General features: G+C 62.4%; 35 protein-coding genes. All 35 read right to left on the bottom strand.

Annotated elements, in window-relative coordinates; all coding sequences use genetic code 11:
* Window positions 1-43: 43 nt before the first annotated feature.
* Window positions 44-295 carry a hypothetical protein gene (locus ACETII_RS03705; protein WP_472787180.1) on the bottom strand — a complete coding sequence of 84 codons (252 nt, stop codon included), beginning with the start codon at window positions 293-295 and terminating at the stop codon, window positions 44-46.
* Window positions 292-495 carry a hypothetical protein gene (locus ACETII_RS03700; RefSeq protein WP_472787179.1) on the bottom strand — a complete coding sequence of 68 codons (204 nt, stop codon included), beginning with the start codon at window positions 493-495 and terminating at the stop codon, window positions 292-294. The genes ACETII_RS03705 and ACETII_RS03700 overlap by 4 nt, the downstream gene beginning before the upstream one ends.
* Before the next feature lie 4 nt (window positions 496-499).
* Window positions 500-823, bottom strand: coding sequence for a hypothetical protein (locus tag ACETII_RS03695; RefSeq protein WP_472787178.1), 324 nt, complete (start codon window positions 821-823; stop codon window positions 500-502).
* 129 nt (window positions 824-952) lie between these two features.
* Entirely contained in the window at window positions 953-1,294 is a 342-nt protein-coding gene (locus ACETII_RS03690; protein WP_472787177.1) for a hypothetical protein, read from the bottom strand.
* Complete coding sequence (locus ACETII_RS03685) at window positions 1,291-1,473, bottom strand: hypothetical protein (RefSeq protein ID WP_472787176.1); 183 nt, start codon at window positions 1,471-1,473, stop codon at window positions 1,291-1,293. Before ACETII_RS03685 ends, ACETII_RS03690 begins: the two co-directional genes overlap by 4 nt.
* Before the next feature lie 16 nt (window positions 1,474-1,489).
* On the bottom strand, window positions 1,490-1,927 hold the full coding sequence (locus ACETII_RS03680; RefSeq protein ID WP_472787175.1) for a hypothetical protein: 438 nt from the start codon (window positions 1,925-1,927) through the stop codon (window positions 1,490-1,492).
* On the bottom strand, window positions 1,914-2,213 hold the full coding sequence (locus ACETII_RS03675; protein ID WP_472787174.1) for a ubiquitination-like system serine protease family protein: 300 nt from the start codon (window positions 2,211-2,213) through the stop codon (window positions 1,914-1,916). The genes ACETII_RS03680 and ACETII_RS03675 overlap by 14 nt, the downstream gene beginning before the upstream one ends.
* Window positions 2,213-3,223: a M15 family metallopeptidase gene (locus ACETII_RS03670; RefSeq protein WP_472787173.1), complete on the bottom strand. Its 1,011-nt coding sequence runs from the start codon at window positions 3,221-3,223 to the stop codon at window positions 2,213-2,215. Before ACETII_RS03670 ends, ACETII_RS03675 begins: the two co-directional genes overlap by 1 nt.
* A 123-nt stretch (window positions 3,224-3,346) precedes the next feature.
* Complete coding sequence (locus ACETII_RS03665; protein ID WP_472787172.1) at window positions 3,347-3,667, bottom strand: hypothetical protein; 321 nt, start codon at window positions 3,665-3,667, stop codon at window positions 3,347-3,349.
* Between the two features lie 201 nt (window positions 3,668-3,868).
* On the bottom strand, window positions 3,869-4,708 hold the full coding sequence (locus tag ACETII_RS03660) for a hypothetical protein (RefSeq protein ID WP_472787171.1): 840 nt from the start codon (window positions 4,706-4,708) through the stop codon (window positions 3,869-3,871).
* 15 nt (window positions 4,709-4,723) lie between these two features.
* Window positions 4,724-6,703: a hypothetical protein gene (locus ACETII_RS03655; RefSeq protein WP_472787170.1), complete on the bottom strand. Its 1,980-nt coding sequence runs from the start codon at window positions 6,701-6,703 to the stop codon at window positions 4,724-4,726.
* A complete protein-coding gene (locus ACETII_RS03650) occupies window positions 6,696-7,037 on the bottom strand; it encodes a hypothetical protein (RefSeq protein ID WP_472787169.1) in 342 nt (113 codons plus the stop codon). Before ACETII_RS03650 ends, ACETII_RS03655 begins: the two co-directional genes overlap by 8 nt.
* On the bottom strand, window positions 7,034-7,642 hold the full coding sequence (locus ACETII_RS03645) for a hypothetical protein (protein ID WP_472787168.1): 609 nt from the start codon (window positions 7,640-7,642) through the stop codon (window positions 7,034-7,036). Before ACETII_RS03645 ends, ACETII_RS03650 begins: the two co-directional genes overlap by 4 nt.
* Window positions 7,642-8,328, bottom strand: coding sequence for a hypothetical protein (locus tag ACETII_RS03640; RefSeq protein WP_472787167.1), 687 nt, complete (start codon window positions 8,326-8,328; stop codon window positions 7,642-7,644). The genes ACETII_RS03645 and ACETII_RS03640 overlap by 1 nt, the downstream gene beginning before the upstream one ends.
* Window positions 8,329-10,476: a phage tail length tape measure family protein gene (locus tag ACETII_RS03635; protein ID WP_472787166.1), complete on the bottom strand. Its 2,148-nt coding sequence runs from the start codon at window positions 10,474-10,476 to the stop codon at window positions 8,329-8,331.
* An 85-nt stretch (window positions 10,477-10,561) separates the two neighbouring features.
* A complete protein-coding gene (locus ACETII_RS03630; protein ID WP_472787165.1) occupies window positions 10,562-10,894 on the bottom strand; it encodes a phage tail assembly chaperone in 333 nt (110 codons plus the stop codon).
* Between the two features lie 50 nt (window positions 10,895-10,944).
* The gene (locus ACETII_RS03625) at window positions 10,945-11,361 is read right to left on the bottom strand and encodes a hypothetical protein (protein ID WP_472787164.1); all 417 of its coding nucleotides are present in this window, start codon (window positions 11,359-11,361) and stop codon (window positions 10,945-10,947) included.
* A gap of 51 nt (window positions 11,362-11,412) precedes the next feature.
* Window positions 11,413-11,889, bottom strand: a complete 477-nt coding sequence (locus tag ACETII_RS03620; RefSeq protein ID WP_472787163.1) for a phage tail tube protein — start codon at window positions 11,887-11,889, stop codon at window positions 11,413-11,415.
* Between the two features lie 61 nt (window positions 11,890-11,950).
* Window positions 11,951-13,084, bottom strand: a complete 1,134-nt coding sequence (locus ACETII_RS03615) for a hypothetical protein (protein ID WP_472787162.1) — start codon at window positions 13,082-13,084, stop codon at window positions 11,951-11,953.
* Window positions 13,085-13,099: 15 nt separating this feature from the next.
* A complete protein-coding gene (locus ACETII_RS03610) occupies window positions 13,100-13,486 on the bottom strand; it encodes a phage tail terminator-like protein (protein WP_472787161.1) in 387 nt (128 codons plus the stop codon).
* Between the two features lie 4 nt (window positions 13,487-13,490).
* Entirely contained in the window at window positions 13,491-14,114 is a 624-nt protein-coding gene (locus tag ACETII_RS03605; RefSeq protein ID WP_472787160.1) for a hypothetical protein, read from the bottom strand.
* Window positions 14,114-14,461: a hypothetical protein gene (locus tag ACETII_RS03600; RefSeq protein ID WP_472787159.1), complete on the bottom strand. Its 348-nt coding sequence runs from the start codon at window positions 14,459-14,461 to the stop codon at window positions 14,114-14,116. The genes ACETII_RS03605 and ACETII_RS03600 overlap by 1 nt, the downstream gene beginning before the upstream one ends.
* Window positions 14,458-15,081, bottom strand: a complete 624-nt coding sequence (locus tag ACETII_RS03595; RefSeq protein WP_472787158.1) for a hypothetical protein — start codon at window positions 15,079-15,081, stop codon at window positions 14,458-14,460. Before ACETII_RS03595 ends, ACETII_RS03600 begins: the two co-directional genes overlap by 4 nt.
* Window positions 15,082-15,093: 12 nt before the next feature.
* A complete protein-coding gene (locus ACETII_RS03590) occupies window positions 15,094-15,390 on the bottom strand; it encodes a hypothetical protein (protein WP_472787157.1) in 297 nt (98 codons plus the stop codon).
* A 129-nt stretch (window positions 15,391-15,519) separates the two neighbouring features.
* Complete coding sequence (locus ACETII_RS03585) at window positions 15,520-16,932, bottom strand: hypothetical protein (RefSeq protein ID WP_472787156.1); 1,413 nt, start codon at window positions 16,930-16,932, stop codon at window positions 15,520-15,522.
* Window positions 16,866-17,213 (bottom strand): hypothetical protein, encoded by a 348-nt coding sequence (locus tag ACETII_RS03580; protein ID WP_472787155.1) that lies wholly within the window; start codon window positions 17,211-17,213, stop codon window positions 16,866-16,868. The genes ACETII_RS03585 and ACETII_RS03580 overlap by 67 nt, the downstream gene beginning before the upstream one ends.
* Window positions 17,214-17,284: 71 nt before the next feature.
* The gene (locus ACETII_RS03575; RefSeq protein WP_472787154.1) at window positions 17,285-17,938 is read right to left on the bottom strand and encodes a hypothetical protein; all 654 of its coding nucleotides are present in this window, start codon (window positions 17,936-17,938) and stop codon (window positions 17,285-17,287) included.
* Window positions 17,939-17,972: 34 nt separating this feature from the next.
* Window positions 17,973-18,458 (bottom strand): hypothetical protein, encoded by a 486-nt coding sequence (locus tag ACETII_RS03570; RefSeq protein WP_472787153.1) that lies wholly within the window; start codon window positions 18,456-18,458, stop codon window positions 17,973-17,975.
* A 71-nt stretch (window positions 18,459-18,529) separates the two neighbouring features.
* The gene (locus ACETII_RS03565) at window positions 18,530-18,964 is read right to left on the bottom strand and encodes a hypothetical protein (RefSeq protein WP_472787152.1); all 435 of its coding nucleotides are present in this window, start codon (window positions 18,962-18,964) and stop codon (window positions 18,530-18,532) included.
* A 65-nt stretch (window positions 18,965-19,029) separates the two neighbouring features.
* Complete coding sequence (locus tag ACETII_RS03560) at window positions 19,030-20,307, bottom strand: phage major capsid protein (protein WP_472787151.1); 1,278 nt, start codon at window positions 20,305-20,307, stop codon at window positions 19,030-19,032.
* Window positions 20,308-20,319: 12 nt separating this feature from the next.
* Window positions 20,320-21,027 (bottom strand): HK97 family phage prohead protease, encoded by a 708-nt coding sequence (locus ACETII_RS03555; RefSeq protein WP_472787150.1) that lies wholly within the window; start codon window positions 21,025-21,027, stop codon window positions 20,320-20,322.
* A gap of 2 nt (window positions 21,028-21,029) precedes the next feature.
* Window positions 21,030-22,811: a phage portal protein gene (locus ACETII_RS03550; protein ID WP_472787149.1), complete on the bottom strand. Its 1,782-nt coding sequence runs from the start codon at window positions 22,809-22,811 to the stop codon at window positions 21,030-21,032.
* Window positions 22,812-22,818: 7 nt separating this feature from the next.
* Complete coding sequence (locus ACETII_RS03545; RefSeq protein ID WP_472787148.1) at window positions 22,819-24,741, bottom strand: terminase large subunit; 1,923 nt, start codon at window positions 24,739-24,741, stop codon at window positions 22,819-22,821.
* Window positions 24,683-25,060 (bottom strand): phage terminase small subunit P27 family, encoded by a 378-nt coding sequence (locus tag ACETII_RS03540; protein WP_472787147.1) that lies wholly within the window; start codon window positions 25,058-25,060, stop codon window positions 24,683-24,685. The genes ACETII_RS03545 and ACETII_RS03540 overlap by 59 nt, the downstream gene beginning before the upstream one ends.
* 157 nt (window positions 25,061-25,217) lie before the next feature.
* The gene (locus ACETII_RS03535; protein ID WP_472787146.1) at window positions 25,218-26,594 is read right to left on the bottom strand and encodes a site-specific DNA-methyltransferase; all 1,377 of its coding nucleotides are present in this window, start codon (window positions 26,592-26,594) and stop codon (window positions 25,218-25,220) included.
* Between the last annotated feature and the right edge of the window lie 124 nt (window positions 26,595-26,718).

Raw genomic sequence — 26,718 nt, 5'->3', positions numbered from 1 at the left:
CGCGAAAAGCGCCCCGCGCCCGGCGCGAACCGGGGCGGGGCGGTCAATCCTTCTTCTGCCCGTCTCTGGGCGGCGGCTGCGCCAGCCTCACGACGAACATGTGCATATTGTTCACCCGCTCCTCAAGGCGGGCCTTACCGACCTCAAGCGCCGTCACATCCCGCCGCAGGGCGTCAATCTCGGCCCGCATTGGGGCATAGGTCAGCGCGACGAGCCCGGTCACGAGGAGCGACACGCCCCCGACGATGATGGTCGCCCACGGCTGCGTCAGGCACGGCTTGCGGGCTTCGATCATTTCCCCTGCCTGCATCTGATCCGCGAGAACTCTCCGGGCCCGACGCCATTGACGCCTGCCGTTGCCGAGATGGCGCCGACGCCGCAGATCACCGGCTCGACGCGGGTCGAGATGACCGCGCGCGCCGTCGCCTCGGTGCATGCATCGCGCGGCAGATCGCCGGCGCAGATCAGGATCACGACGAGCGCCCCGTTCAGCATGCCGTTAATCCAGGTGGAAAAACTTGAGGCCATCGGGCCAGACCTTGGAGACGAACCAATAGATGAACCCAGTCCCGAAGACGCCGACTGCGACGATGAACAGCTTCTCGCCGCCGGCATGGGTGCGCTGGCGAAGGCGGTGGACGAATTTAAGATCGTCCCGCAAGGCGTCGCGCTTTCTCGGGTCCTTACAATCGACGCCGAAGGTGAATTCAATCTTGTGGGCCATCGCCTCGCGCATGATCTCGGGGAGGGTGACCGATGCGAAGCGGTCCATTACGTCCTCCACGATTTCCTTTACGTCTTCCTTGGTCAAATCATTGCTCATGGTGGCGCCCCTCCCCCACACCGAAAATTAACGGTCCGTGGCGAGACTCGCCGCAACCGTCCTGAATGTCCTGTATTCTGGATGGCCAGAGACGTGCGGAGGCCGCGAACCCCCGCGCGTCTCGCTTCTTTAAGCGGCCGGAACCGGCGCCGCCGGCAATGCCGCTTCAACCGCATCGGCGAGCGCATGGGCGCGGTCGATCTCAGCCTGCACGGCATCGGAAGATTCCAGCGCCGCCAGTTTCGCTTCCATCTCGGCGTGGAACCCAAGCGCCGTGTCGCGCTGGATCTGCATCTCCCCGACCACGGCGATGAGCCGCATCACCACGTCGGTCAGGCGGGTGTTCGCCGCCTTGAGGTCGTCAATCTGGGCCATGGTTTCCGTCTCCTGCCTCTCGAGCGCGTCCAAGCGCCGGAGCACGTTGAGCCGCTGCGCCAGCGCGGCGAGGCGCGCGATCGCGGCGGCGATCATTCCTGGGCGTCCCCCGCCGGCGCATTGGCGCGCACGACGTCCTCGTAAAAGGCGACGCAGTTGTCGGCGCGGGCTTCAGCCCGAATGGCGGCGCCGCGGTTCTTGAGGGCGAAGACGCGCAGGTCCTCGCCGGTAATGACCTGGGGGAGGCCCGCCTTCTTCGCGCAGGAAGCGGCCAAGGGAGGGAGATTGGCCCTAATGACGGGCCGATCGGTCGAAACGCTGCACCCGGCGAGCGAAATCCCCATCCACAACGCAGCGGGCAGCAGGGCCATTCTTCGGCGCATCGGCCGGCTCCTTCTTTGCGATTTCAGCCTGCAGGCGATCGATCTCCGCCTGCATGGCGGTTTGCGCCTCGGCGTCGGCGGAAAGGCGGGCTCGGTCGCGCGCGGCGAGCATGGCGGCGGCCTGGACCTCTCTGGCGCGCTCTTCGAGTTGCGCGCGAAGCAGAGCGGCTTGCGCAGCCTCTTGGCGCGCCTGACAGCCCTTGGCGGCCCAGTGGTAGCCGTAGGCGACCCCGACGACGGCCGCGACGACGGGCAGGCCGAAGCGCGAGACGGCGAATTTACATGCGGCGAGGATAAACTCGATCAAAACGCCCATCAGGCGCACCTCTTCGTCAGCATGGGACAAACAGCCCCTCGGTCAGGAAGCCATGCCAATGGCTCGAGCCATCCGCGTTCAGGCACATGATGCTGGGGCGGATCGTGAGCGCGTCATCGGCGCCTGTGCGCGTCCAGCCGTTCTCGGCCGGCGGCGCGAACCGCACCCCAAAGAGCTGGCCGCATCCGCACGGGCATCGAAAGTTCATGCCGCCGATCTCTCCTGTGGCGCGGTCAGACCAGAACTTGAAGGAGCCGGCCGGCGGGAGAGGGTCGCCGAAGATGGAGTCGACTTGGACGGCGGGGACGGCTGGCATTACTCGCCGCCCTGCCATTCGCTGGGGTAGATCGGCGGGCGCTGCCCATGCGCTTCTCCGGCCATGGCGACGGGAATGGATTCCCCGTTCGGCAGCGGCACATAGGCGCTCGTGGCGCCGTCATCGAAGACAACCCCGTCGAGCACGTTCCCCGGCTCCGGGTTGTCGTAAAGCACCTGGTCGCCATAGACGCCCGTGGCGGCGTCGTCGAGGCGCGCAGCCTCAATCTGCTTCTGCGCCTTCCACAGCCACCAGCCGAGATACAGGGCCACGCCGAGCAGCGCGACGATCGCAACCACCTGCCAGTGCACCCCGAGAGTGGCCACGGTCGCTTTTCCGTCCGCAACCGACGCGGCCACACCGACGACTTGCTGCGCGGCGTCATTGGTCTGCGAGAGAAGCCCTACGGCGCCTGCGCCTGACAGGCCAATGCCGGCGATGCTGCCCTTGCTCGCTTCGGTCGCCGCGATGGTGCGCGAGCCGGCGGCGAGCAGATCCTTCCGCGTCACAACCTTGGTGCGCGCAGCCTGAAAGTGCATCCCGTCACAGGACCGACCGGACCAGCGCCCGCCCCATTCCCAGCCCTCGGCCTCGAAAGCCTTCACCACGGCGAGCGGTCCGGGCTTGCCGAAATTTGGCCGCGCGTTGCCCATGGCGTTGCGCGCTGGGTCGAGGTCGATCGCGCAGCCGTAGGAATGCATCGAAAGCGTCGCCCCGCCGCGCTTGTTGCGAAAGACAAAGGACCCCGCGAACTTGCTCGCGCCCCAGCTGTCCACGACGTCCTGCCGATGGCCAGCGGCGTCCCAGATGCGCGCGAAGACGCGGCGAATGGACTCGGCGCATTTGCGATGCACGCGGACGCCCTTGACCGGCGTGGAACCGTAATAGAGCTGGAATGGCGCGGCGACGACGACGAGGCTTTCGGCCTCCCATGCCGCGCTTGCGCGCCCGCCGGCGCCGCGCGGGTTGCCGTAGAAAAGATCGCAATCACGCTGAAGCGGCCAATTCATTTCGAACTCCGAGTTGAAGAAAGCGCGCCGCGAAGCCGCTTAAATGCCCCGCTGGCGAGCCCAGCGGGAATCCCGATCAGCGCGCCAACCAGCGCGGCCGACGCCTCATAGATCGCACCCATCTCAATCCTCCTCGGTGTAGAGGCTAAGAATCCACTCGTTGAGCGCCGCCGCGATCAGCGCGCCAAGCAGCGCAAGACCGGCGAGCAGTCCTTCGATCCTGTCGCGCGTGGAGGCGGGGACGGCGGCAACCTCGCGCCGCCCCAGCGTCTTGTTCTCAGACCGCGCGTCGATCCACTGCAGGATGATACGACGGATGTCGTCGTCCGAGACATGCGCGCGCACCGTTCGCAGATTGCGGTCGATGTCTCGGATCGAAGCGCCGTCGCGCCAAAGCGACACGACCACGCGCTCGATGATGCGACGCGAGGCCGTGCGGGGCATTACGCCACAGCGCGCTGGAAAGCGCGCACGACAAGCATGCCGGCGGCAAGAACGCACGTCGCGAAGAGTTGGAACATCCCGATATCCGCATCCATTTGCGCCTCCTATTGCCTGCGCAGCCCGATCAGGAAGGAAAGCAATACGCGCGCCGCGCTGATGGTGAAGACGACTCGAAAGTAGAAGGCGGGGGGACCGTCCGGATTAGTTCGTCGCGCCATCGAGCACGATGAATGAAAGCACCGGTTGCTCGTTATTGTTGCCGGGGTTGAAGACCGTGATCGTCGCCGAGCCGGAGCCGATCTTCACGCCGAAATAATAAAGTCCTGTCGGGCTGCCCGCGATATTGATGAGAAGCAGGCTCGTCGACTTGATCTTGTTGTTCGTCAGCACGAAGCTCTGCCCTGCAGACGAGCCCGCGCCGCTGAACAGCGTGATCTGACCCGCCACAGCGTTGAGCGTCACGCCGGTCGTGCGGCTCGTAGCCTGCGATACAGTGCCGCCGGCGCCCTGGCCGGTGATGTAGCCGAGATTGCCCTTGGCGAGAACGGACTGATCTTGCCCGATGTAGAGCGCGTCAGCAGGGGTAGCCGTCGTATTCGGCGTCGTCGCGACGACGACGCGCGAACCCTGAGCGGTCGAAGACCAATTCTCTGTCGCCTCGCCGCGCACAGAGGCCGGGTTCGTTGCATAGGCCGCGCCGCCGGATGTGTAATAGCCGGAAAACTCCATGCGGCCAACGACGTCGCTCGACACAACGGCAGTCGGGGCTGCTCCGGTTCCGTTCGCCCGTCGGGCGCGCAAAGTCGGAATGCCGCCGAAGCCGTCGACGACAAGCATCTGGTAGGCGTCGGCGTCCTTGCCCACGAGGCGCTGAATGTATCCGCTCGGCGCTGATGTCGGCGACGCCGCCGCATTGTAGTTAAGGGTGTATGGGGCCGAGAGATAGGTCTCAATCGTCGCGCCGAGGCCTCGCGCAGAAGCGAGCGAGACGTTCGCGCCATCGGCAAAGACGGTATTAAAGCCGGTAGCAATCGCGCCCATTTAAGCCTCGTCTTTTTAGATCGTGATTGAGACGGAGGAGCCCCAATTACCGGGCGTCCCGTTATTCGGAATCCAGCGCGCTTGCACTGTGACCGTTGTTCCTTGGGCCAGAACTGGCGTCTGAACCGTGAATTGTGAGATGAGGACATTGACCTGCTTCCAGGTCGTGCCGCCGTCTGTCGAATAGCGCGCGTCCCACATCAAGTTTGGATCGACAACAAGATAATCGAAATTGATTGCCGTGCCGCCGCCGTAGCCCGGCACGCCGCCGATGGCGGTTCGCTGTGCATAGTCGATCCGGACCGCATATCCGTCGTTCGTGTCGTCGTAGGCAACGGAAAGCCGCGCAACCGGAGTCGGAAGTGTTGGCGCCTTTACAACCTCGAAATTCTTCACCGGGTCGGGCGGGGGAAGCTCGTCAACATAAATGTCGTCGTGGACTTCGATCAGCTCCGCGTTCCACTCCGCGAGGCTCTCCCCTTGAGATATAGAGAGGACGCGGAATGTGCCGATGAGATCGAGCATCGCGCTATTGAGCGCCACGTATCTCTGCCCCGCTGCAAGGATGCCGCGCGCCCCGAGCCGCACGACAAGCCGCCGCCTCCTGTTCCGCCGCTTGATGTAGCGGCGGACCATGCGCCACGCCTGCGACGGAGACGGACAATATTCAAGCTGAATGTCTTCCGTCCTGCGGCCGATCTTGGCGACCGACTCTGCGTCCTGGTAGATCGGGGCCTCGATCGGCGAATAGCGCTGGCGCGGCTCGGTGTAGGTGATGTGGATGTAGTTTGTCTCTTCAGACAACGGCAGCCCGAAGTCTTGTTGGACGGCGGAGATGTCCGTGTCCGTGAAAGTCACGTTCGCCGTCTCAGCCTTCCCGATCCACATGTTGAAAAGGCCGTTTTGATCGATCCCGTAAGATCCATCACAAACAGCCATGATTTTGGCGAGCACGTCGCGTGGTTCGAGATCGAGCGAAACATTGGCGCTCATACGCGCGAATGGCTCGTAGCAGATGCCGCCGTTGCCGAAATTGCGGATGAAGCAGGCCACCAGCCTATCGCAGTCATCGGCTGCTTCCGCAATGCTCGCCCAATTGATCCCGCGGATCGCAGTCGTGCCGTTGTGGATCATGCGGTTTACGTAATCCGCCGCGATCAGCGCCGGGTTTTCGCTCCACATCCACGTCGTATTGTAAATCGAATACTCGCCGTTCTCGTGCTCCGTCTGGCCTGGGTCGCGCGGATCATAAACCGGCGCACCGCGATAGACGAAATTATACATCGGCCAGTTGTTCGGATAATACTTCTGCCGATCAGCGCCGTTATAAATAGCGGGGAACCACGCCCATGCGTAGAAGCAGGTGCAGCCTTTCCCAAGGTGATGGTCATCCCAATAGTTGAGCATACCCGCGTCGGCGATGGAAATCCCGAAATAGGAGCCGGAAGGCTGGAACTTGCTCAGCAAATAGGACTGCGCGCCCGCCGCTGTTGCGTTCTGGACTTCCACAAAGGTCAGGGGGCCGACTACCGGGCCGACGCCTGACCATTGCACCCACTTCATGCTCGATGTATTCGGACCCCAAATAGTCGTTGTTGGAACAGGGCCCATGTTGGTGGAGAAATCTAGCCAATCAACAGACTCGTCGTCGCAGGTTATAATGTCGATGCCGGTAATCGGGCCATCGCACATATAGAACCCGTAAGTCAGGCTCGTTTTCGCCGGGCCTGCCTCTTTCCAAAAACTCACGCCGGGGTTCTGGACGCGCCCGTAGGAGATGATGCGCGGGACGATGGGGTGATCGACAGTCACCTTGTAAGTCGGGGGCGGAGACTGGATCGAAATGGGCTGGTCGCCGCCGCGCTTCTTTTTCCCTGAGACATATTCGACGCCCATGCGCGCCATTGTCATGGCGAGCGCGACGGGCTGCATTCCGGGGATAAACGATGCAACCATCCCGAAGACGCCGAGGATCGGCGAAACGATTTTAGACACGCCAAGCCTTTATGATCTTCGGGTTTTTGTCGATCAGCACGCGCGAAAAGCTCCGGGTCACGAAGACATTGTTCTCGTCGAGAAGGCCAAGCAGCGGCTCGCCGCCCGGTTGGCCCACCAGCGCGACGGCGCCAGGGCAGGGTGCGCACGGATAAAGTCGGAGGCGCCGACACCAAAGGTAAGTGCCCGCCTCAACACCAAACCGCCGCCAGTCGCGCAGAATAGCCCGCATAGTCGGCGCACCTTCTACCCCGTGCTGGCGCAGCCATTGTGCTACGAAATGCGCGCAGGGGCCGCTCAGACCACATTCGCGCGCGAAGACGATCGGGCTCAAAACGTAACCACCGTTTTCTTCCAGCCGATGCGCTCGAATATCTTGTCGCCGGGGTAACGCGCCTGCTGATCGGCGTCCGAGACAAGATTGAGCGGCGGAATATGCTTGCCACCGAAGAGCGGATCGGCGGGGATGCTCAGCGTCACGGATCCAGCCCCGCCGTCGAAAGCCAAAGATGCGCTTCCCATCTGGTAAGTCTGAAGCAGGTAGGGGAGATCGATCGCCTGGGCCGTCGTCTGATCGAAGAGCAGCCAATAGACTTCGACCGTCCCGCCGAGGATCTCCGCATTGCTGTCCGCAACGGCGCGCGAGAGCGCTGAATAGAAGGACGCGTAGCCTGGCCCTTCGTTGTTCTGCATGACGCCGGAGATCGTCAGTTCCAGAGGCGCCGTTACGGCCTCCGCGCCGCATTGGACGCCGTTAACGCCGCCGAGTTGCCCGAGGCCGCGCCAGACCTGCCCTACGTTATCCGTGAACGTGTCGCCCTGGCAGAGATAGACCGTCTCGCTTTCAAGCTCCATTTTCACGCCGTAGCAGGCGCGGATCATGTGGCCGGCGAGCATCGCCTGCGCGGCGGTCGAGAAGAAAACGGCCGGTTGCGACATTACCAGCGCGCCTCAATGAAATCGAAGCTGCCGTAGCCGAGTTGTCCAAACTGGACGTCGGGGTCTGCGCCATCCGAATTTGGGTCGAGGTAGCAGAGGCAGCGCGGATCGTCGATCTCGACCTTATCGCCGCTGGCATAGGCCGCACGCGTCGGCGGCCAGATCGTCCAAGTCGTGCCGTCGATCTCCTCAAGGAGATGCAGCCGGCCGCCGAGCTCGAAATAGTCGCCGGCTACCAGCGGCGCGACCGAAGAGTTGGTCACGCTGATCTGCGTTGCGCCCGCCGAGCAGGAAGCCGCGAGCACGCAGTCATATGTGGACTCCGCGAGGTAGTAGGGCCCGGTGAAGGTCCACGTCCCGGCGCCCGTGAAACTGCGCAGCGTCGGCCGCGTGAGTCCCGCGAGGACGTAGGGGGCGTGGTAGAAATCAAAGGGGCTGACGTAGATCGGTTTCAGCCCGCCCTTCAGTGCCGCGAGCAGGGCCCTGAACTGTCGATAGCGCCGGCCTGTGAATGCCACTTCCCCGTAGCGGATGCGCCAGGAGCCGGCTGTCGAAACTATCGTCTGCGGGCGGCCGGAGAGGACCGGCGCGCCCGTCAGCGCGGGACGGTCAATGATTGCCTGCACTCGGTTCGGGCTCAGCGCGGCCGGCCAAAGTTTGACCGTGGAGTCGCGTTGCGCGGTCATTTAGGCGCGCCTCCGTTCCTGGTCCGCCATCATGCCCGGCACGCGCGATACGGCGCGGGCGATCTTCCGGTCCACAGAGATCATGATCTCGCCGTCCGACATCTGCCGCGCGCTGACTTCTACCCCCGAGGCGTTCTGGTTGATGGTGATCCGGGCGCCGCCCCCGCCGCTCATCTCGACGGGAATGCGCCCGGAGGGGACCGGGACATAAGCCTCTGGAGTCGAGCCCTCGCCGAAGAGGGCAAGCTGCGGAGAGTTGGCGACGCCGCCGCCTGCATACTTGCGCAGCGGGACAGGCCCCGCGCCCGTCATGATGCCGCCCTCGGCGAAGGGCCAAAGGCTCTTAAAAAAGTCCCAGATGCCGCCCGCAGCCTTTCCAAGGCCCTCCGCTCCGCCGAGTAGATCGCCCGCGCCAGAGACATTCACGCTCGCGGCGTTAACATTCATGGTCTGCGTCTGGACTTCCTTGCCGCCCAAACCGAACATGCTGGCGATGCCGCCGAAGATGCCGCCGACACCGCCCGTCTTATTGTCCATGCCGAACATCTTGGCGAGCGGCCCAGAGCCCGTCAGCACCGCGTCGATCGCGCTATCCCCGAAGCTGTCGAGACCCTTCTTCAGCGCGTCGCCCGGCTTGCCGCCGTGGATGATGTCCTTCAAGGCGCCGGAGACCGTTCCCGCCGCGGCGGAATAGGCTTCGTTGAAGTTCTTGACCTTCTCATTGAGCTTTTCCTGCTCCTCGCGCGCAAGGCGCAGCGTCTCGGCGAGATTGAGGACATTCTGCTTATGCTCTTTGCTGGCGTCCGCGCCGAGCTTCTCAAGCCAGTTCTCTTTCTCGATCTCCCATTGAACCTGCTTGTGCGCGTCGCCGACTGCGTTCACGAGCCGGATCTGCTGCTGGAGATCGGCAATCGTCTTGTCGTATTTCTCCTGCTCCCGCTCGGTCGCGCTCTTTCCGCCGCCCTTCTTCGTGTCAGGAAACATTGCTCGGGACGCCCCGACGCTTATGGTTCCTGGGAGAGGCGTCGCCGCCGGGCTTCCCGCCTCTGTAGGTTGCAGAAAGCCAGTGGGGGATTTCCAGTCCGGAATAAAACTGCGAAGGTAGTTGTAGAACTGGCCAGCCCCAGACACCGCATCCGCAAAGGCGGATTTGATGCCGATCCACGCCATTTGAATATCCGCCGATAGCACTTTTATGTCGGAGAAAGCGCGAAGCATCTTCTCGTCGACTTCCGCGTTAGCGGAAGCCAGTTGCCGAGAAAGAGCCTCGGCGCTTGATGCGGCCGAATCCAACGCGTCAGGGGCTTTCGTCAAACTCTTGATAAAAGAGTCCATGTTGTCGGCGAGAAGACGCCCTTGGTCTTCCCCGAGAAGGCGCTGCGCGAGATCCATTCCTTTCTCGCCGCCGAGCTTCTGCGCCTCTTGTCCAATTGCGCCAATCCACTCCCGGAACCCGCGCGCCTTGTCGATCGCAGGCAAAGCTGCGGCGTCGAATTTCTTGAAGAATTCCAGCACGTCGCCGGAATTGCGCTTGAACTGCTCGAACTGCTTCGACGCCGAGGCAAGCGCAGAGTCTGTCTCCTCAGACGTCAGGCCTGCTCCCGCTCCCACACCGCGGGCGCCGACGATCCCAGAGGTGCCGATTCCCGTTCTGCGAGCCTGAGAGCCTAAAGCGGTCAATTTGCTCTGCGCCATCGACGCGCCGACCTCGATCGCTGCGAAAGCGCCGACGGCCGCGGCGCCGAAGAGCCGCATCGGCGTAATCATGCTCGCAAGGCTGCCGCCGAGGGCCTTCAGACCCGACATGAAACCGCCCTGCCGCGAAGCAAGGATGTCAAACATCTGCACGCCCTGCTGGGCAAAGATGGTCATCGCATGCTGGCCCGAATAGAGCCCAACGGCGACGTCCTGAAGCTGGCGCGAAAAATTCACCCACTCGTGCGTGCGAAGAGCGCCCTGGTTATCGTTGAACGCCCGGGTGTGGCGCTCAGTCGCCGTCGTCAATGCCTGGAAGTGCTTCGCGGCGAGTTCCGTATTCGCCATGCCCTGCCGCTGCAACGCCACGTAGGTCCGCGCCACCTGCTCGAGCTGGTGCATGGACTTCGCCTCGGCGTCGAGAGCGCGAACCTGCTTTTCGGCAGCTTTCATCGCGCTCTCTTGAGACTTGGTGAGCGTGTCGGTTTGAGCGATTGCCCGCTCAAATCCTTCCGTCTTCGCGCGGAGGATCAGCTCATTAACGACTTGTTCCGCTGCCGCCATGCGACCCCATTCCTCCGGACTCTTGCTGCCGCGCCTTTATGCCCGAAAACAGCGCCGATACGCGCCCGACGTCTGACACGGGAATGTCCGTTTCCTTGCGTTCAGACCTAACCGCGATCTCGTGCAGGATAGCGTCGTCGATCTTGCGCAGGAGCCGAACCTCCCACGGCTCCGGGCGCACCTGCATAAGGCGCGCCCAGGCGTCTATCTCCAGATACGAAACCGGATTTATACCGAAGCCGCTATTCGATCTCGCGTCAGATAGCTCGCAATACCAAACCCACACATGCCCAAGAATGGGGGCCACAAACCTGCGGCCCTCCTCCCGAGCGAAATACGCCTCGACAGCGAAAAGGACTAACTCGCTGGCGAGGCTTTCAAGAAATTTCCACGGTCTCCGATGAAGTTGTCCACCTGCTCCCGGAGAAACGGCAGACGCGCATAGAGCGTTTTCGCATTCTCGGGGGAGAATGGGAGGGGAGCGTCTTTGACGAAGATCCCTTCCCATCCAAGCGTGCAGGCCACAAGAATATCGAGACCCTCGTTTTCGAGCATCTCCGCAGAGACCTGCGAACGCGATGTCTCCGCGGCGGCTTTGATCCGCTTGTTCGTGCGAGCGCGAACCGCGGCGCGATACTGCTCGCTGTCCATTCCGACGAGAGTAATACGAACCGGCGTTTGATCGTCAAGGGTGAGCGGGAGACCCGTCACCGGGTGGCGAACTTCCAGAACGGCGCCTTCGTTAGCGCAGCCAAACGCTTCAAAAATATCCATGTGCCCCTTCTCTTCGCTCTGGTTCTACATCCCCACGGCCGCCCCAGAAACTTAGGTCGCCGCGGTCGTCGTGATAGCGGAGTTGATTGCGATATTGAAGGAGCGACGGACGATGTTGGTCACGTTGCCGACATTGATACGCTTCGACGAAACCAACCCGATGAAGTAATTGAGTTCGTTCGTGCCGCCGCTTGTCAACTTGTTGGGTAGTTCGACCTTGAAGGCGTAGTTTTGTGCAACGCCTTCGGCGGTGATCAACTGCGCCTGGCCCGTGTCGTCGGGGCGATCGAGAACCGTCAACGCCATCGTGCCCGCGTCGCGCGGCCCCTTGCCCTTGAACGTCCGACTGTCCTGGAGTGTCGCGGCGGTGAGGATCTGCGCCTCGTCGCCGTATTCGCCGATGCTCTCGACATCGCCGATCTCCTGCCAAGTGAGTGCGGCGTATGCGGCTGCGTTGGCCGGCTCCGTGTAGACGGCGGATGTGGTGATGAAGACTTTCGCGCCAGCGGCGGAATACGGCGTGCTCATTTGGTTTTAGTCCTTCCTATTTTTCCCCGATGCTCGGTGGCGCAACATAAGCTGGGGGCCCTTACGGCGTTCCCCACTTATCCTTGAGATAGTTGTAAAGGACGGTTCGGTTCGCAGCAGAAAGGACACTGCCATACAAAGCGACTTCGCCGACTTCCGCGTTCATGAAAACGCCGGAGCCCGCTCCAATCTGATCGAATAGAGCCGCTGCGCTCGCGACAACCTGGTATGTGTCGTAAATATCCGCACCGTCCAACTCCGCTGTCGCCGTGCCTCCGGTGAGAGTCAGGATAACCACGTGGTAGGACGCCGTATCCACAACCGCGTCGGAACGCGCCTTGCCCCCAGAATTGACCCAATACAGTCTACTGTCCCCGGCCCACCAATGCGGCGCGTAACGATCCGCATTCGATGAATGGCCGAGAAGGACCACTTCCCCGGTTCCCGCCGGGCCACCATTGCGGACAACCGCAGCCAGCGTGTATGCCGACTCCACATCAATTTCGGAGGTAAGCAACATTTTTTGCGACGAGGCGGCGGTAAATCGGATCGTATCGAGACCGTTCTGCGCCGCCGCCTGTATCGTCGGGCGGTTGGCGAGCGTAGCCTGCCGCAGATGGTTGTTGTTTCCGCTCAGATCGCTCCACTGGAGAACAGCGCCGCCCGAAAGCGCGTAGTTGGTGCTGTCTGAGGACTCGAACCAAGCCAAAAGGCCCGAAATATCCCGCGGCGTTAAAACCTGCAAAACCTGCGTCGTTATCGCCAGATTAAAACCGCGACGCACGATGTTCGCCGCGGTTCCGACATTCAGCCGCTTCGACGAAACCTTCGCACAGAAATAGTTGACGTTGCTCGCGCCGGGGGTCGTCGGCAGTTCAACTTTGAACGCGAACATGCCGGGGTTCACGCCCTCGGCGGTGATAAGAGCCTGCTGGCCCGTGTCGTCAGGGCGATCGAGGCATGTCAGGGACAGGGTTCCCCCGTCCCGCGCGCCTTTAGCCTTGAAAACGCGGCTGTCCTGTAATGTCGCAGCAGTAAGGATCTGCGCGTCATCGTCATACTCACCGATACTCTCGACATCTCCGATTTCTTGCCAGGTGAGCGCAGAGTATGCGGCTATGTTGGCGGGCTCCACATACCGCGCCGTCGTGCAAATAGAGATTTTGGCGCCACCCGCGGCGTATGGCGTGCTCATCTGGGGGCGGCTCCTTTAGGTGAATTCGAACCGATACGGCACGATGACCGATCGTTTGTAATAGTTGCCGTCGTCGCGCGCCTCACTGATGCTCGGCACAAAGCACGTAACGCCGGAGAACTTCTGGCGCGAGAAGATTGCCGAGATCGTTTCGCAGATCGTCAGCCCGGGCGTTTTTCCCGATAGGATTTCCGTGGCGACGACGATACGAAACGAGCCGTTCTCCGAGTTAGAATGCGCGTAGGTAAGAGGCACGACATTCGAGACCGGAAAATAGACGCGAACCCACTTCGTCCCGTCGGAAGGCGTGAAAGCGTCTTCGTTCGTGTCGAGAATAGGCGCATCCGAGAAGTTCGCAGCCAAGCGCGCTACAACCGCATCTTCTACTGCTTTCCTCGCCATTATCTTATCTCAGCGTTACGACGATTGCCGGGTTGCGACTCGCGCGCTCCATGTCCTTCGTCCAGGTCCTTACCCCGCCGGGGATCGTCGAGACGTGGGTAAACCGGATCTGTGCGATATTGCCGAAGCGCCGACGCGCCATGTCCGCGACGACCTCGTAAACGCCGTCTGGCGCCTGCGCGGACTCGCCGCGTTCGATCTTTCGCGCGTAAGGCACGATGTTTACGAACGTGTAGGTTTCCGCGATCGGTATCTGCTCGCCGAGGTCGATCTGGACGCCATCGGCCAGGAGGATATGCGAGTCCTTATAGTGGATCGGCGGGTCCTTGATTGGCGAATGCAGCACGAGTTGCTCGCCGATCCAGCGCAGAACATCCGTTCCGAGCTCGAACAGAAAGACGATGGTTCCGTTGTTCGGATTGACCGACTCCAGCGGGGCGCCCTTGCGGCCGTCCACAATCTGGTCGTAAGGCGTCTCGTGCCCGACAACTTTCTCGTTGTGCGCTTTGGTTTCGGCCAGCGCTTTGCGCGCCATGTCCGCAATCTTCTTTTTTCGCGCCTCAACCGACAGGTTGTCCTGCACAAAAACCGAAATGTCGCGGCGGAAAACGTCCAGCCGATCGGCCATCAACGGATAACCGCTTCGACGCGCACAATCTCGTCGCCAATGTAGGGCGCCGGATATCCGAAGAGCACAACGCGCGTTTTCCCGCCGACGATCACGCGGTCCCCGTGGCGCAGAACCATGTCGGCGTCGATCGGCGTTGTGGTCGACATGATGACCCGCGAATCCCCGATCTGGAGTCCATTCCCGCCGTCGATCTCTTTGGGCGTGAAGTCTCTGATGTGCGCGCGCACGGAAATGCTCGATGCGACTGTGGGCGGGTTGCCCGGCGCGATCCGCTGGACGGTCACGGTCTGCCCGGCTTTCTGGAGCCAGCGATTGAGGCTGGCGCGCGCGGATGCGGGGGTCACAAGAGGGGCGTCCGATATGGGCTAAGCATCGCCAGAACGATCGGGGATAGGCTGGCCCAAGCCCCGCCGCCGCTTGGCGCATTCACCCAATAATCCTGCCGCCCGATCCCATCGACCGTCTCGCCGCGAAGCAACGGGTCACGCGATGAGGCGGAAACCTGCTCCTGGAGCGCGCGGATGGCCGCGAGTTTCAGATCCTGCGGCACGGTGTCGAAGCCTGCCGTGTAGGTTATGACCATCACAGCCTGCGGCCAGTCCTGAATGTTCCCGTCAGAGTCCAAGTAGTTGAGGACGCCCGCAGCCTTGTCGACTTCATAGTAGGACGAGGAGAGAGCGGCGCCGTCCTTCGTAACGCTTGAAACGGAGCCGATAAAGCGCCGAGAAAGACGAAGCTGCGCCTCGTTGCGCCGCATGCGAATGGTCTCAACCAACGTCTCCTGCCGGAGCGTCGGGGGCGTGACGCCAGCCGTAGCAATCCCGCACTCCCGCGAGATGAGATCGGAGGTTTGCAGGATGAGCGCCTCCGTCACCTGCGCAGCCCAATCGGCGCCCATTAGCTCCTCGACCTCATCCAGCGTGACGAGGGCCCGGTCCGCAGCCTCAGCCGAGATGGTGAACAAATTCGCCGCTCCTTACCAACTAATGCGATACGGTATGGACCCACTGGCCAAGGAAAGGCACTCCAATCGGTAGAGGACGCCGCTTTCTGGCTCCTCGACCTGCTCGGATGCAGGGCTTGTCCACTTGTAAGCCTGCACGCCGTCTTTGGTGATGATCTGCCGAGTCACGCCGCCGTCGAAGGACCGCACGAGTTGAACTACGCCAGAGAAAGTCCCCTCGACGGTGACATTGAACGGGCTGCCCTTGCGCGGCGTCGTCCAGGCGCTGTTGCCGGCGACCGTGAATGTGCCAGAGACTTTTGCGGTCATATCAGCCCCGTTCTTCTACAGCTGATTTTCAGATTATTAAGAGTTTGCGGCCGAGCGTGTGAAATCAGCGACTTGCTAGCGTCGCCTGTGCGAAACTGGCGCGGAAGTCAGTCGAAAGTCGCGCGTTTCTCACAGCGACAATAGCGCCTTGCGCTGTTGCTCGGCGATCAGAATTTGCGCCTTGCGGGTGAAGTGCACAAGATCGGCCGCCCGATATTCCGCCAGCATTGCGCCGAGGCTGTTCGGGTCTTCGAGCAGCGACCAAACATCGCAGACGACGACGCCGAGCGGCCACAGCGTCCGCCACATCCACGCGTTCCAGTCGAGCGCGAAGGTGCGGAACCGCGCGACGCTGGCCGGGTTGGTCGTGACCGTCGTGTCGGACCGCGGCGCGACGCCTTGCGCAATGACCATTGAACCGTCAGCGAGCGCCGCCTGCGCCATGGCGAGATAGGACGCCTTGTCGGCGGCGATCGTTGCTGCGGCGGCCACGTCACTCGCCGAGGAGGCGATCGCCAAGGCGATGCTGTTCGTCGCGCTGCCGAGCACGACGAGCTGCGGGTGGAGCTGGGTGCACCAGGCGTCTTGACCGGCCGCCATGTCGGAGACGTAGAAGCTGCCTCGGGCGTGGTTCAAGAAATAATCGGTGTCGCCGAACAGCTCCTGCGCGAGAAGCCACGCCGGGTTGCGGCGCTCGTCGTAGGAATTGGCCGAAAACGTGCGGCCGGTGTTGGGGTCGGGAGCCCAGCCGACATAGCCGGCGTCGACCGAGCAGCCCAGATGCACGGCGAACAGCTCATAGACGCGCAGACGGGCGATATCGAACGACCCGGCGCTGCCGCCGGAGGCGCCGTTTTTGACGATAATCTGCGTCGGCGTGATGTTGCTGGACGGCGTTTGCTGGCCCAGAAAAAGCTGCTTTTCCGTGCCGGAAACTGAGTCCTTGTAATGCAGATAGTAACGGATGGCGTAGGAACTTACGCCCGTCGAGCGGATTACGCAGGTGATGCGGAACCACTGCGTCATGTCGAAATTGGTCGGGTCGACGGTGATGTTCGAGACGCCAGGCGCGGCCAAGGTAATGCGGTTGTTCGGCAGGCCGATCTGCATATAGGCGAGGTTGGTCGGCGTCCCGTTGTCGGAAACCGTCACGACGCCGTAAGTATTCGTCGAGACTTTCCCTTCAAAAGTCGTGAAATACGTCTTGCCGCCACCGTCATAGGGAAAGTTGCGCGGCGAGAGCGCATAGAGATTATTGACGTTCGCGCCGTTTCCAGCGGTGATGTTGAGCGAAATGACTTCGCCGCGGACGCTCGCGGCGTCGGCGGCGGAGGTAATCGAGTTGCCGGAGCCAGGCGTCGAGGTGGTGAAGTCCGCGAGCTTGTCGAAATGGACGATGCGCCGGTTGCGGCGCGTCAGGCGGGCCAGCCGATTGTTCGGCTGAAAGGGGGGAACGAAGCCGCTTTCCCGCATGGTCAGTCCGCCTTCCAGGCCGAGAACGTCGCCGTCGAGCCGGTGACGAAGACTTGATTGATCGCCCACGGGTATTCGTAGGTACCGGCGACGGGGAATTGATGCGTGCGGCTCAGGCCGTTGGCGAAGCCAACCTTGATGTTGCCGGGGACGCTCACCTCAAAGGTCACGCGATTTCCCGGCGTGAACGTGGTCACGTCGTCGGGCGTGATGGCGACCGGGTTCCGTGCGACGTCGACCGTTGATAAAGGATAAGCGGGGTCGGTCGCAATGACCTCGGCGTGGTAGCCGCTCTGGTCCTTTAGCTTCTTCGTCGACCCACCGGCCGCCGGGTATGTGATGTCCGCCATCTCAGCCTCGCCCAATCATCCAAGTTCGAGAGGCGCGCACATCAAGCGCGCGCCGCATTTGCAGGCGCACGTCAGTCGGTCGTGCCGAGGTTGATCCAGAGGAAGGTGATCGTGCCGTTGAACTTGCCCGTGATGGTGTTGTCATGGGCGGCGTTGTCGTCGACAAGCAAGTTCAGATAGAGGTCCTTTGCCGTCCCGGTTCCGTCCAACCAGCGAGCCCCGCTTTCCGTCAGCGCGGTCGCGGCGGAAACAGCATCGACGGTCGCAAGTTTCGCGACTGCCTGCGTGGTGGACGTCTTTTGCAGAACTGAGCCTGTCTTGTTCGCGGCGTCCTGATGGTCTGTCGGGGCTTCAACGCCAAGTCCGATGTCGCCATCCCAGGTGTTGATTGCGGGGGCTGTCAGGAGCATCGTGCCGTTGATGACGGCGCCGAGGACGTTGATGGCTCCTTTCGGAAAGTCATAGACCTTCACGCCGCCATATTGTCCCTGGCCTGCCTCGTCGCCGAAGGTAAGCGGCGTGTCGACGCATGTCAGCACAGTCTTGTGCAAGATGCCATCGCCATATTCTGCCGCCGTGATAGACGCGCCATTCTTTGCCCCGACGCCAGCGCTCGTTTCGATGACACCGCCTTCTTCGATCGTGATCTTGCCGCCGGAGGCAATGACAAGTTCATCCCCTCCCTGGCGGTCATAAACCTTAGTCAGGTATGTGGCGTCGGTCATTTTCTCTGTCCTTCTGTGCTGCTGTTGGGGCTGGTTACTTCTGCGGGCCAGCCCGCAGCATGGCGTCTCTTGCGGCCTGCGCCTGGGCCTGCGTCATCGCCTCTTCGGTGAGGCGTCGCGCGCCGTTGAAGACCGCATATTTGCCGCGCCCGATGTGGCGCACGTAGATGTCGCGCGGCGGGGGCAGGCTTTCGATCATATCCGCTAGCGCGTCTTCTGCGCTTTCGGCTTGCTCGACGGACTCGAACACCTCAGCGTCATCCGGCGCAATCGATGTGATCGGGGAACCTTCTGCGTCTTGAGCGATCTCGCCCGCATCAAAGACGCGCGAGTCCAACACCTCCGCATCGGCTGGCGCAGCGGTAACGGGCTCTGGCGCGGGCGCTTTCTTGACATATCCGGCCTTTTCCAAGCCGGGAAAAATACTTTCGTCGATGTCGTGCTCTTCGCCGACGCGAACAGAAATGACGTGGATGCCGTCATGCGAAAGATCGAAAGGTTTTTTGACGACGGCCCGCATCGCAACCCCCAAAAAATGAGCGCCCCGGATTCGGCCCCGAGGCGCTGCTTAGTTCAGTCTGGATCAGAAGATCAGGCGGGCGGGTTCGCGGTCGGGGCCGAGCGCGGGTGGCCGAGGAGCCAGACGCCGGCCATGAAGATGTTGCCCGCGCCATTATCGGCCGGAGTGACGGTCACCCGGCAGTAACGCTTGTTCCCCTTGTAGCCGATCTTCCGGCACTCATTGTCGTCCGCGAACGTGAAGCTCGCTAGCGCCTCGGTGCCGATGAGGAAAGCGTCTGCGACCGCAGCGTGATCCGACAGGTTCGCGGCGTCGCCATCCTCGAACAGAACGGTGAATGTCGCGTCGGCATCGGTGTTCGCGCCAATCTGCAGGACGAAGGTCACCGACTCATAGCCGGCCGTGTCGACGATCTCGGAGACGTAGGGCGTGTTGTCCGTGCCAGCGGCGACAGGCGAAAGCCCCCGCTTCACGTCGATGTTGTTCATCAGGTCTTTGCTGGCCATCGCGGCCTCTCCTTATGAAAACGAGGAAGAGAAAGGCGGCGCCGAAGCGCCGCCATGACCCGCGATCAGGACGCGGCGATTTTGAGCTTGTTGATCGCTTCCGCCAGCGTCACCTGGCCGCCCTGCCGGCGGCGGAAGATGAAGCGCACGTTGCCGGAGGTCGCCTGCGTGTAGGGGTCGCGCAGGAACTCCATGCTGATGCGGTCGACAAGCGTATACGCGCGCGCCCAGTCGCCGAAGGCGACGGGATACGTGCCGGCGCCGATCGACGGCATGTCGGGCATCTCGACATAGGAGGCGCCGTTGATCGTGTTCGGGACGCCACTAGCGAGGCCCGGCATCCACAGATACTGGCCGTCGCCGTCCTTCAGCTTGCGGATGGCGGCGATGGTGGAGCGGTTCAGGCCCCACACGCCGTTGCGGGCATAGGCGGTCTTGATGCCGTAGAACAGCCCCAACAGGCCGTCCGCGGTGATCTGCGTCGCATGCCCGGAAACGACCTCGCCGACGCTGCCGTGCGACAGGATGCCCTGCGGCTTGCCGACACCATTGCCAGAGATGATCGCCGCGCCTTCGGCGACGGCAAACTGCTCCGCGGCCTCCATACGCAGTTCCGACTCCATGTCGAAGGCGGCGTCCTCGAGCATCTGGTTGGATATGTCGACGAGCGCGTAAATCTCGTGGAGCGGAATTTCCTCAAGTCCGTAGGCGAGGCCCGTGGTCTCAGTGCGCGTGCCCTGCTCGGCGACCCACTGCGCCGAGAAGTTCCCGGTGCGCTTCGGGACCTGGATCGACTTCATCGCGGTGTTGCGGACCCGAACCAGCGCGCGCGCAGGGCTCTGCTCCACAACGCCCTTGATGATCTCGCGGACGTATTCCAGGGGCGCAAGATAACCAGCCGTCGTGTCCGTTCCGACGCTCAGCGACTTGTATTCTGTCAGCACGTCCTCAATCGACTTGCGCTGCTCGCCGGAGAGGTTCGGGACGCCGATCGTGTGCGCCGCGACGACGGCGCGCAGCCAGTCGTTCGCACGGGCCTTCGCCTCGGCGCCAGTGTTGCGCGCCCCGCCGGGAATGCGCGCCATCGCGACCTCGATGCGGTCCGTCGCCTCCTTGACGGCCGCGGCCTGCTTCTCGGCGAGAGTGATGCGCTGGTTGAGTCCCTCGAAGCCGGAAAGCGTCTTCTCGATCTTCCCGAGCTTGTCGTCGATGAGCGGGTCGGCGGCGCCCTTCTTCTCGATCTCTTCAAGCCTGGCGTCGTTCGCGGCCTTGAACTCCTCGAACGCCTTCATCACCGGGTTGACGGCCTCGTCAATGGCCGACTTCAGTTCAGTCCCATCCATCGGGATTGTCCTTTACGATTTGAGGATATCGGCCAGCGCTTGCATGCGCTTCCGAATGTGCTCGCCTAAGTCGTCCTCATCCCGAGGTTCCGGTTGCGCCTTGAAGCCGCCAACGGCGATTGATTTGGCGGCGGCGCGTGAGAACCCTGCGTCCCGCAGAAAGTTCTCAAAGTCCCTGATCGTCTTGATTTCGTCCGCAGGCGAGGCGTCCTGCCGCGCGCTCTTAACGAAATTCAGTTTCGCAAGCGGGTTCATGGGATCGTCGACAAGCGAGACCTCGTGAAGGTTAATCTGCTTCAGATACCTCGCCGGCTCCCCGCCTTTGCCTGACCCGCGACGATATCCGCCCGGAGGAACCTGATAGCCGAAGGACATGGCTTTGATCGCTCCGAACTTGATATTCGACAGCGTATCCTTGCCGATCTGCGTGTCCGGGTTGATGCAGCCCTTTACGAGCAGCCCCTTCTTATCCTCACTGATCGAGTCAATTCGCCCGACACACCCTTTTGAGCGATCGTGGTTGTAATAGAGCGCGGGCGGGCACCCCATCGCATCGCTCATTGAGATGCTTTTCCCGAAGGCGCCCGGCTCAATAAGATCGCCGCCGCGGTCGACGTTGTTGAATACGGCCGCGTAGCCTTCAAAGGCGCCGGCGGGCAGGTCGGAGCCTTCGCTAGCGAACTTCAGTTCGAGCGGGACAGAAATGCAGCCGAGTTCCATTTTCAGCTTTCCTTTGGCGTCCAGTTCTCGTCGACCTCGGCGAAAATCTCAGGTCCGAAGCGAAGCTCGCCGCGATATGGCTCGATCTTCGACAGATCGACGTCGCCGCCGTCATAGGTGATCGTCACGTGCGGCTGATATTCGGGGAAATCCCACGATGCGCCCGCCTCGCGGATTTCATGGTGACGCCACGCCAGGCGCGACGAGGAGAAGGCCAGAACTACGGCGCCACCGTCGAATTTCTCCACCGCGCGCGGCCCGCCAGCCGGGACGATAAGCTCTTCCTCATTGAACACGTCGTCTCCCGCAAGCATCCAGTCGATCTTCGCCTTGCTGTAGGCGATCGTGACGTGGAGCTCATCGGCGGGGGCTGTGGTCTTGAAGCCTTGCGCCTTTGCCCAAGCAAGGAAGTCTTTGGCGTTGATCAGCTTGCGCGACACGTAAAGCGTGCGCGGCGTCATTGCCTTTTCGCCGCCAGTCTGATCAGCGGCTTGATCTTGCGCGGCCTGATCTCCCGGCTTGCGCCCATTCGGCGCCATGGTCGCAGGCTGCCACACCTCGTCCATTTCCGGCCGGTCGGACGGATTCCAAGCATCGTCCTCGCGGACCTCATTTGGTGTGAGCCACCCAGGATTCGAATTCGTGCCGAGCGCGGCCTGGTAGTAGCGCGTGCGCGCTTCAAGAGAGCCGCGGGTCAGTTCCGACGTGTCGATGCGGACGTGGTAGCCCTCTCTGCGCTCGTCCCTGGTCAGCAACTGTGTCTCGATCGCTGTCTTCAGCGCCTTGATCCAGCGTTGCAGCGTGTAGCGAACATGCGCATCGAAGAATGCCTCGGCGGAAGCGAAGGTCGGCGACTGATCGCCTGCATGCCCAACCATGATGGGGAAGACGCCGAGGATGCGGCAGATTTCCTCGATTTGATGCTTGCGCGTCTCAAGATGCTGCGCGTCCACGCCAGTCATCGTGAACTGATGATACTTCATCTGCCCGGAGGCGACGATCGGCTTCATCGCGTTTTGCAGGCCGGAATACGTCTCCTGAATTTGCGCCCGAAGGAGTTGCACCTGCTCCGGCGTCAGCGTCCGGCCGCCCTCCGGGGTAAACATTCCACTCGGGCGAACGCCGTTTGAATGCAGCCTCGCTTGCGACTCTTCGGTCGCGCGCGCCAGACCGATCGCCTCGCGCCCAACAAGGCTCGGGTCAATCCCCTTGAACGGGCGCCAGTTCGGCCCGGTGAGGTAGAAGACATCAGCGTCATTTACGACCGCCGAAACGCCCGTCTCGAAGCTGATGTTGAACTGTCGCCGCATGAACGGCGAGAGCACGTCAATCTCGGTGTTCTCGGGCCGGATCGGGATCAGCTCCCGCGTCTCACCGTTGACGACAACGCGGTAGGACACGCTGTTCCCGGTCGCGGCGGCGTGCATCAGGATCGTCGAGAAGAACTGGAACGAGTCCTGAAGCTCGCTCGGCCGATAGAACAGCATGTCGTAGAGCGGGTGGTCGATCGCTGGCTCCGAACCTTTCCCGCTCGGCAGGCTGCGGTAAATCTGGACAGGCAACTGCGCGACGCCATCCGCGATCACCATGACGCCGCGGAAGAACGCGGGGTTCTGGAGCGCTGTCGAAATCGAAACATCGACCCCGGACTTGGTAGGCACCCCCCATCCGCCATTGAGCGCCGCCCACATCTCAGCCGAGAAGTCGACGGCCTTCTGGTCTTCGGCGGCAGGCGCAGGAGTCGCGGACGCCCCGCCGCCGAACAGCCAGCTCAAAAATCCCATTGCGCCCTCAGATTGCGAATATTTCGATCCCGGCCGACTGCTCCGCATCGAAGCTCGCTGTCGCCGCGCCGACCGCCATGGCCAGCGAGACGAGCGGGTCAATGCGCTTGACCGCTTTGCGCTTCGAGAACCAGCGGTTCCCGAACGGGTCCTCCTCCGTTGTCGCCGAGGCAAAAGCGGATATCAGGACCGGGTTTTTCTGGATCGTGATGCGGCGCTCAAGGATCAGCGTCTCAAGCATCGCAAGCGAACCTGGCATCCAGAGGCCTTGTGGCGGCTCCTGGCCGGCGGCGCGCGCCGCCTCAACGATATCTTCTGGCGCGGCCGCGCGGCGCTTGCCGCCCTGCGGATGCTCGATCTTCCTGCAGACCGAGCCAAGGTCGTCGAGGTGCTCCTCTAGCTTCCTATAGGCGTAACGGTCATACGCAAGCCAATCGAGCAGAAACTCGGTCTCGACCTCGACGATCCGCGCCGCCACGAAGTCCAGCCTGATCTGCCGCCCGGGCGGGGCCCTGAGCCATTCCTGCTCGCGCCAGACCTCGTAGGGCGCCTTGTCCCGCAGCGCGCGCTCGGCGAGCGTGTCGCCGGGCGTCCACGTATCGCACCAGGCGTGGAACGTCGGAAGGCGCACCATCTGGACGGTCGTTGATCCGTCCTCAAGCGTCCGCTCGCGCGGCAACTCAACCTCGCCCGTCTGGCAGACATAGCCGACCGCAGTAAGATCCTGCGACCCGGACAAGTCTGCGCCGGCGCAGACGCGCTGCCCCGCGAACTGGCTCGGGTCGAAATCCTCCAAGCACTGCTCGAGCGTCCCGCGCGCCATCCACGCTCTGTCCGCGTCGGTCCACACACAGAAGTGCAGGCGCAGGATATTGTTCGCCTTGCCGGGGATCGCCTTAGCCTGGCGCACCACGCCTTCAAGGTAATCCTGCTTGAGAATGCGCCCCAAAAGCGGGTTGACCTTTGGCCAACAGGACGGGTCCTCAAGCGGCTCGTCGCCTTCATCGAGGGCGCAGACGTAAGCGAACGTGTCGTCGAACGTTTCGAGGCTGTCCTCGTCGCCGAGGTAAGACAGGTCCTCTCCGGCGAGCCCTTCGAGCAGCGGATTCCCCGCGGCCGCGCGGATGGCGTGAACGTGCTCTTCCCAGCAAACAGAGTTGCGATCGGTCCCGCTGTTTGTCGTCATCACGAGCAGCGGCTGACGCCGGAACTTGAAACCGCGCTCGAGCATCTCGATCACGGCGCCGTCCGGGTGCTCGTGCACCTCGTCGCAGAGGGCAAAGTGCGGCCGCGGGCCAGATTTTCCGCCTTCCTTCGAGATGGGCCGGAAGAACGACCCGCGTTCGAGATAGGCGAGATTCCAGACCATTGGCGCCTGGCCGGAGGGTTTAATCCGCGCCGCCAGGGCAGGGGACTGCTCGACCATCGCCACCGCGTCACGGAAAAGAACCATGGCCTGGTCCTTGTCCTTGCCGGCGGCGTAAATCTCTGCCCGGTCCTCCGCGTCGGCCACCAAGCCGTAAAGGGCAATGCCGGCGGCGAGCGGCGACTTGCCGTTCCCTTTCCCCTCCTCGTCGTAGAAGCGGCGAAATCGTCGCGTTCCGTCCGCGCGCTTCCACCCGAAGATTGAACCAACGCGGAAAGCCTGACTTGGGTCGAGTTCAAACGGCAGCCCCTCGAACTGGCCGCCGTTCAGCCGGAGGATATCCGGGAAGAAATCCAGCGCCCGCTGCGCTGCCGCAGCATCGAACCAGACACCCCGCATCGCCCCGCGCTTCAGATCGTCTAAATGGCGCTGGCATGCGTTGCGGACATGTGGCCCGGAGACAATCTCGCCGGAGAGCACGGCCTGCGCATAGGCCGAAACCGGATCAGCCGGCGGTGTATTTCGAGAGCGCGTCTTTATTCGTGTTCGGGTCTTGGTTGCCATTCACTCGCGCTCTTGCGGAAGGCGTCATCCCGAACTCGCTCGCGTATCGCACCATGTCGGCCGCCGCCTTATTTGCGATGCCGATCACAGGGTTCTGGATCACGTTTCCGTTCGTCGTCTTGATCAGAAGGCCGCCCGTCTTCTTGTCGGCCTTAGCCATCTCGCGAAGCGTGCGCTCAGCTGAAATCCACCGGCCATACGCCTGGCAGTAGGCCGCGAATGCTGATCGGTCGATGTTAGAAAGCAGTCCGAGCCGATGGAGTTCCAGTGACGCGCGGCCCCATTCCTGTTTCGCGTCATCGCACAGATCCGGCGGCATCGGTGGAATCGCCAGCTCTGGGATCGGCTCGTTAGCCGGGAGCGCGCGCTTCCCAGGGTTTCCGGTGATCAGCTTTAAGTGAGACGGAGTCGGCTTTCTTCCTCGCATGCGGGTGAATTACTCTCGGCCTATGCGTCCACGCCGTCCGGCTTTTCCATCAAGACGCTGTAGCATCCATGGATTTGCCCGAGGTCCGCCGAGAAGACCCGCCCGCGCGCTTCGAACTCCGCCCTTCGCGAGTGGAGGACATATCGGAAGAGGCGCTCACGTTGATCGGCTGATCCGGCCGGCGCCGCGCCATCACCTCGACGAAGGTTTCCCCTGTCTCCTCCAGGGTCGCGGTCTGCCCCGTGAAACTCTGCCATCTCGTCACGCCAACATCGACATAGGCTGGGTTCAGTTCGATCGCGTGGACGCAGCGCCCGGTCATTTCTCCCGCGATAATCGTGGTGCCGCTGCCGGAGAATGGCTCGTAAACAGCCTGGCCGGGCGAGGAATTGTTCTCAATCGGGCGGCGCATGCACTCGACGGGTTTTTGCGTCGAGTGCCCTGTCTCGCTCTTCTGCGGCTTATCGATCTGCCAGAGCGTCGACTGCTTGCGGCCGCCGATGTAATGGCCCGTCTTGCCTTTGCGGACGGCATACCAGCACGGTTCATGCTGGTGATGATAGTCGCCGCGGCCGATCGCGAACTGTTGCTTTGCCCAGATGATCTGAGCGCGCATCTGAAACCCGCAGGATTCAAGGCTATCGACGACCGTTCTGGCATGCAGGTCTGCATGCCAGACGTAGGCGACGTCGCCGGGGAAAAGCGCCCACGCTTCTCGCCAGTCGGCGCGCGTATCGTTCTTGACCCTCCCTACGGCGCTCGCGCCGTAGGGACGCCCATCCGCTCGATCCGCCCGGTTTCTCCAATCCGGGTCATAATCGACCCCATACGGCGGATCGGTCACCATCAGGTGCGGTTTCACGCCATTCAGCGCCTTGGCCACATCGTCGGCGCTCGTAGAGTCCCCGCAGACCAGCCGGTGGTTGCCCAGAAGCCATACGTCGCCCGGCTCGCTCACCGGCGTCGCTGGCGTCTCCGGCGTTTCGTCCGGGTTGGTTAATCCAGCGTGGCGCTCAGCGAAGAACGAAACAAGCTCCAGATCTCCAAATCCAGTCAGGCCGATGTCAAAGTCGGCAAGTTTCAGGAAATCGAACTCTTCCTTGAGGATGGCGTCGTCCCACCCACCGTTCAGCGTGAGCTTGTTGTCAGCGATCAGATACGCCCGCTTCTGCGCCTCCGTCCAACCAGCGGCCACCATCACCGGGACCTCACTGATCCCGAGCTTCTTCGCCGCCAGGACGCGCCCGTGCCCCGCGATTATGCCGCCGCCCTCGTCGACAAGCACCGGAACCGTCCAGCCCCATTCTCGGATGGAAGCCGCGATCTGCTCGATCTGCCCCTCCGAATGGGTGCGCGCGTTTTTGGCGTGCGGGATCAGTTCTGAGATATTGCGCCGCTCAACCTTGTCCGCCGGCCAATTCTGCAAAGGTCAACCTCTCCATTGCGTGGAGCCACACACAGGCTCACAGGCGCGTTTTTGTGTGGCTGCGCTATATGCACCGCACTAGGAGCTATTTCGCTTACAGGCGGCCGCGGCAGCCTCGGCGCGG

The sequence above is a fragment of the Methylocystis sp. NC52PC genome (genome assembly GCF_055698645.1).
Note: the sequence above shows the minus strand (reverse complement) of the source record. Positions and strands in the feature narration are given on the sequence as shown.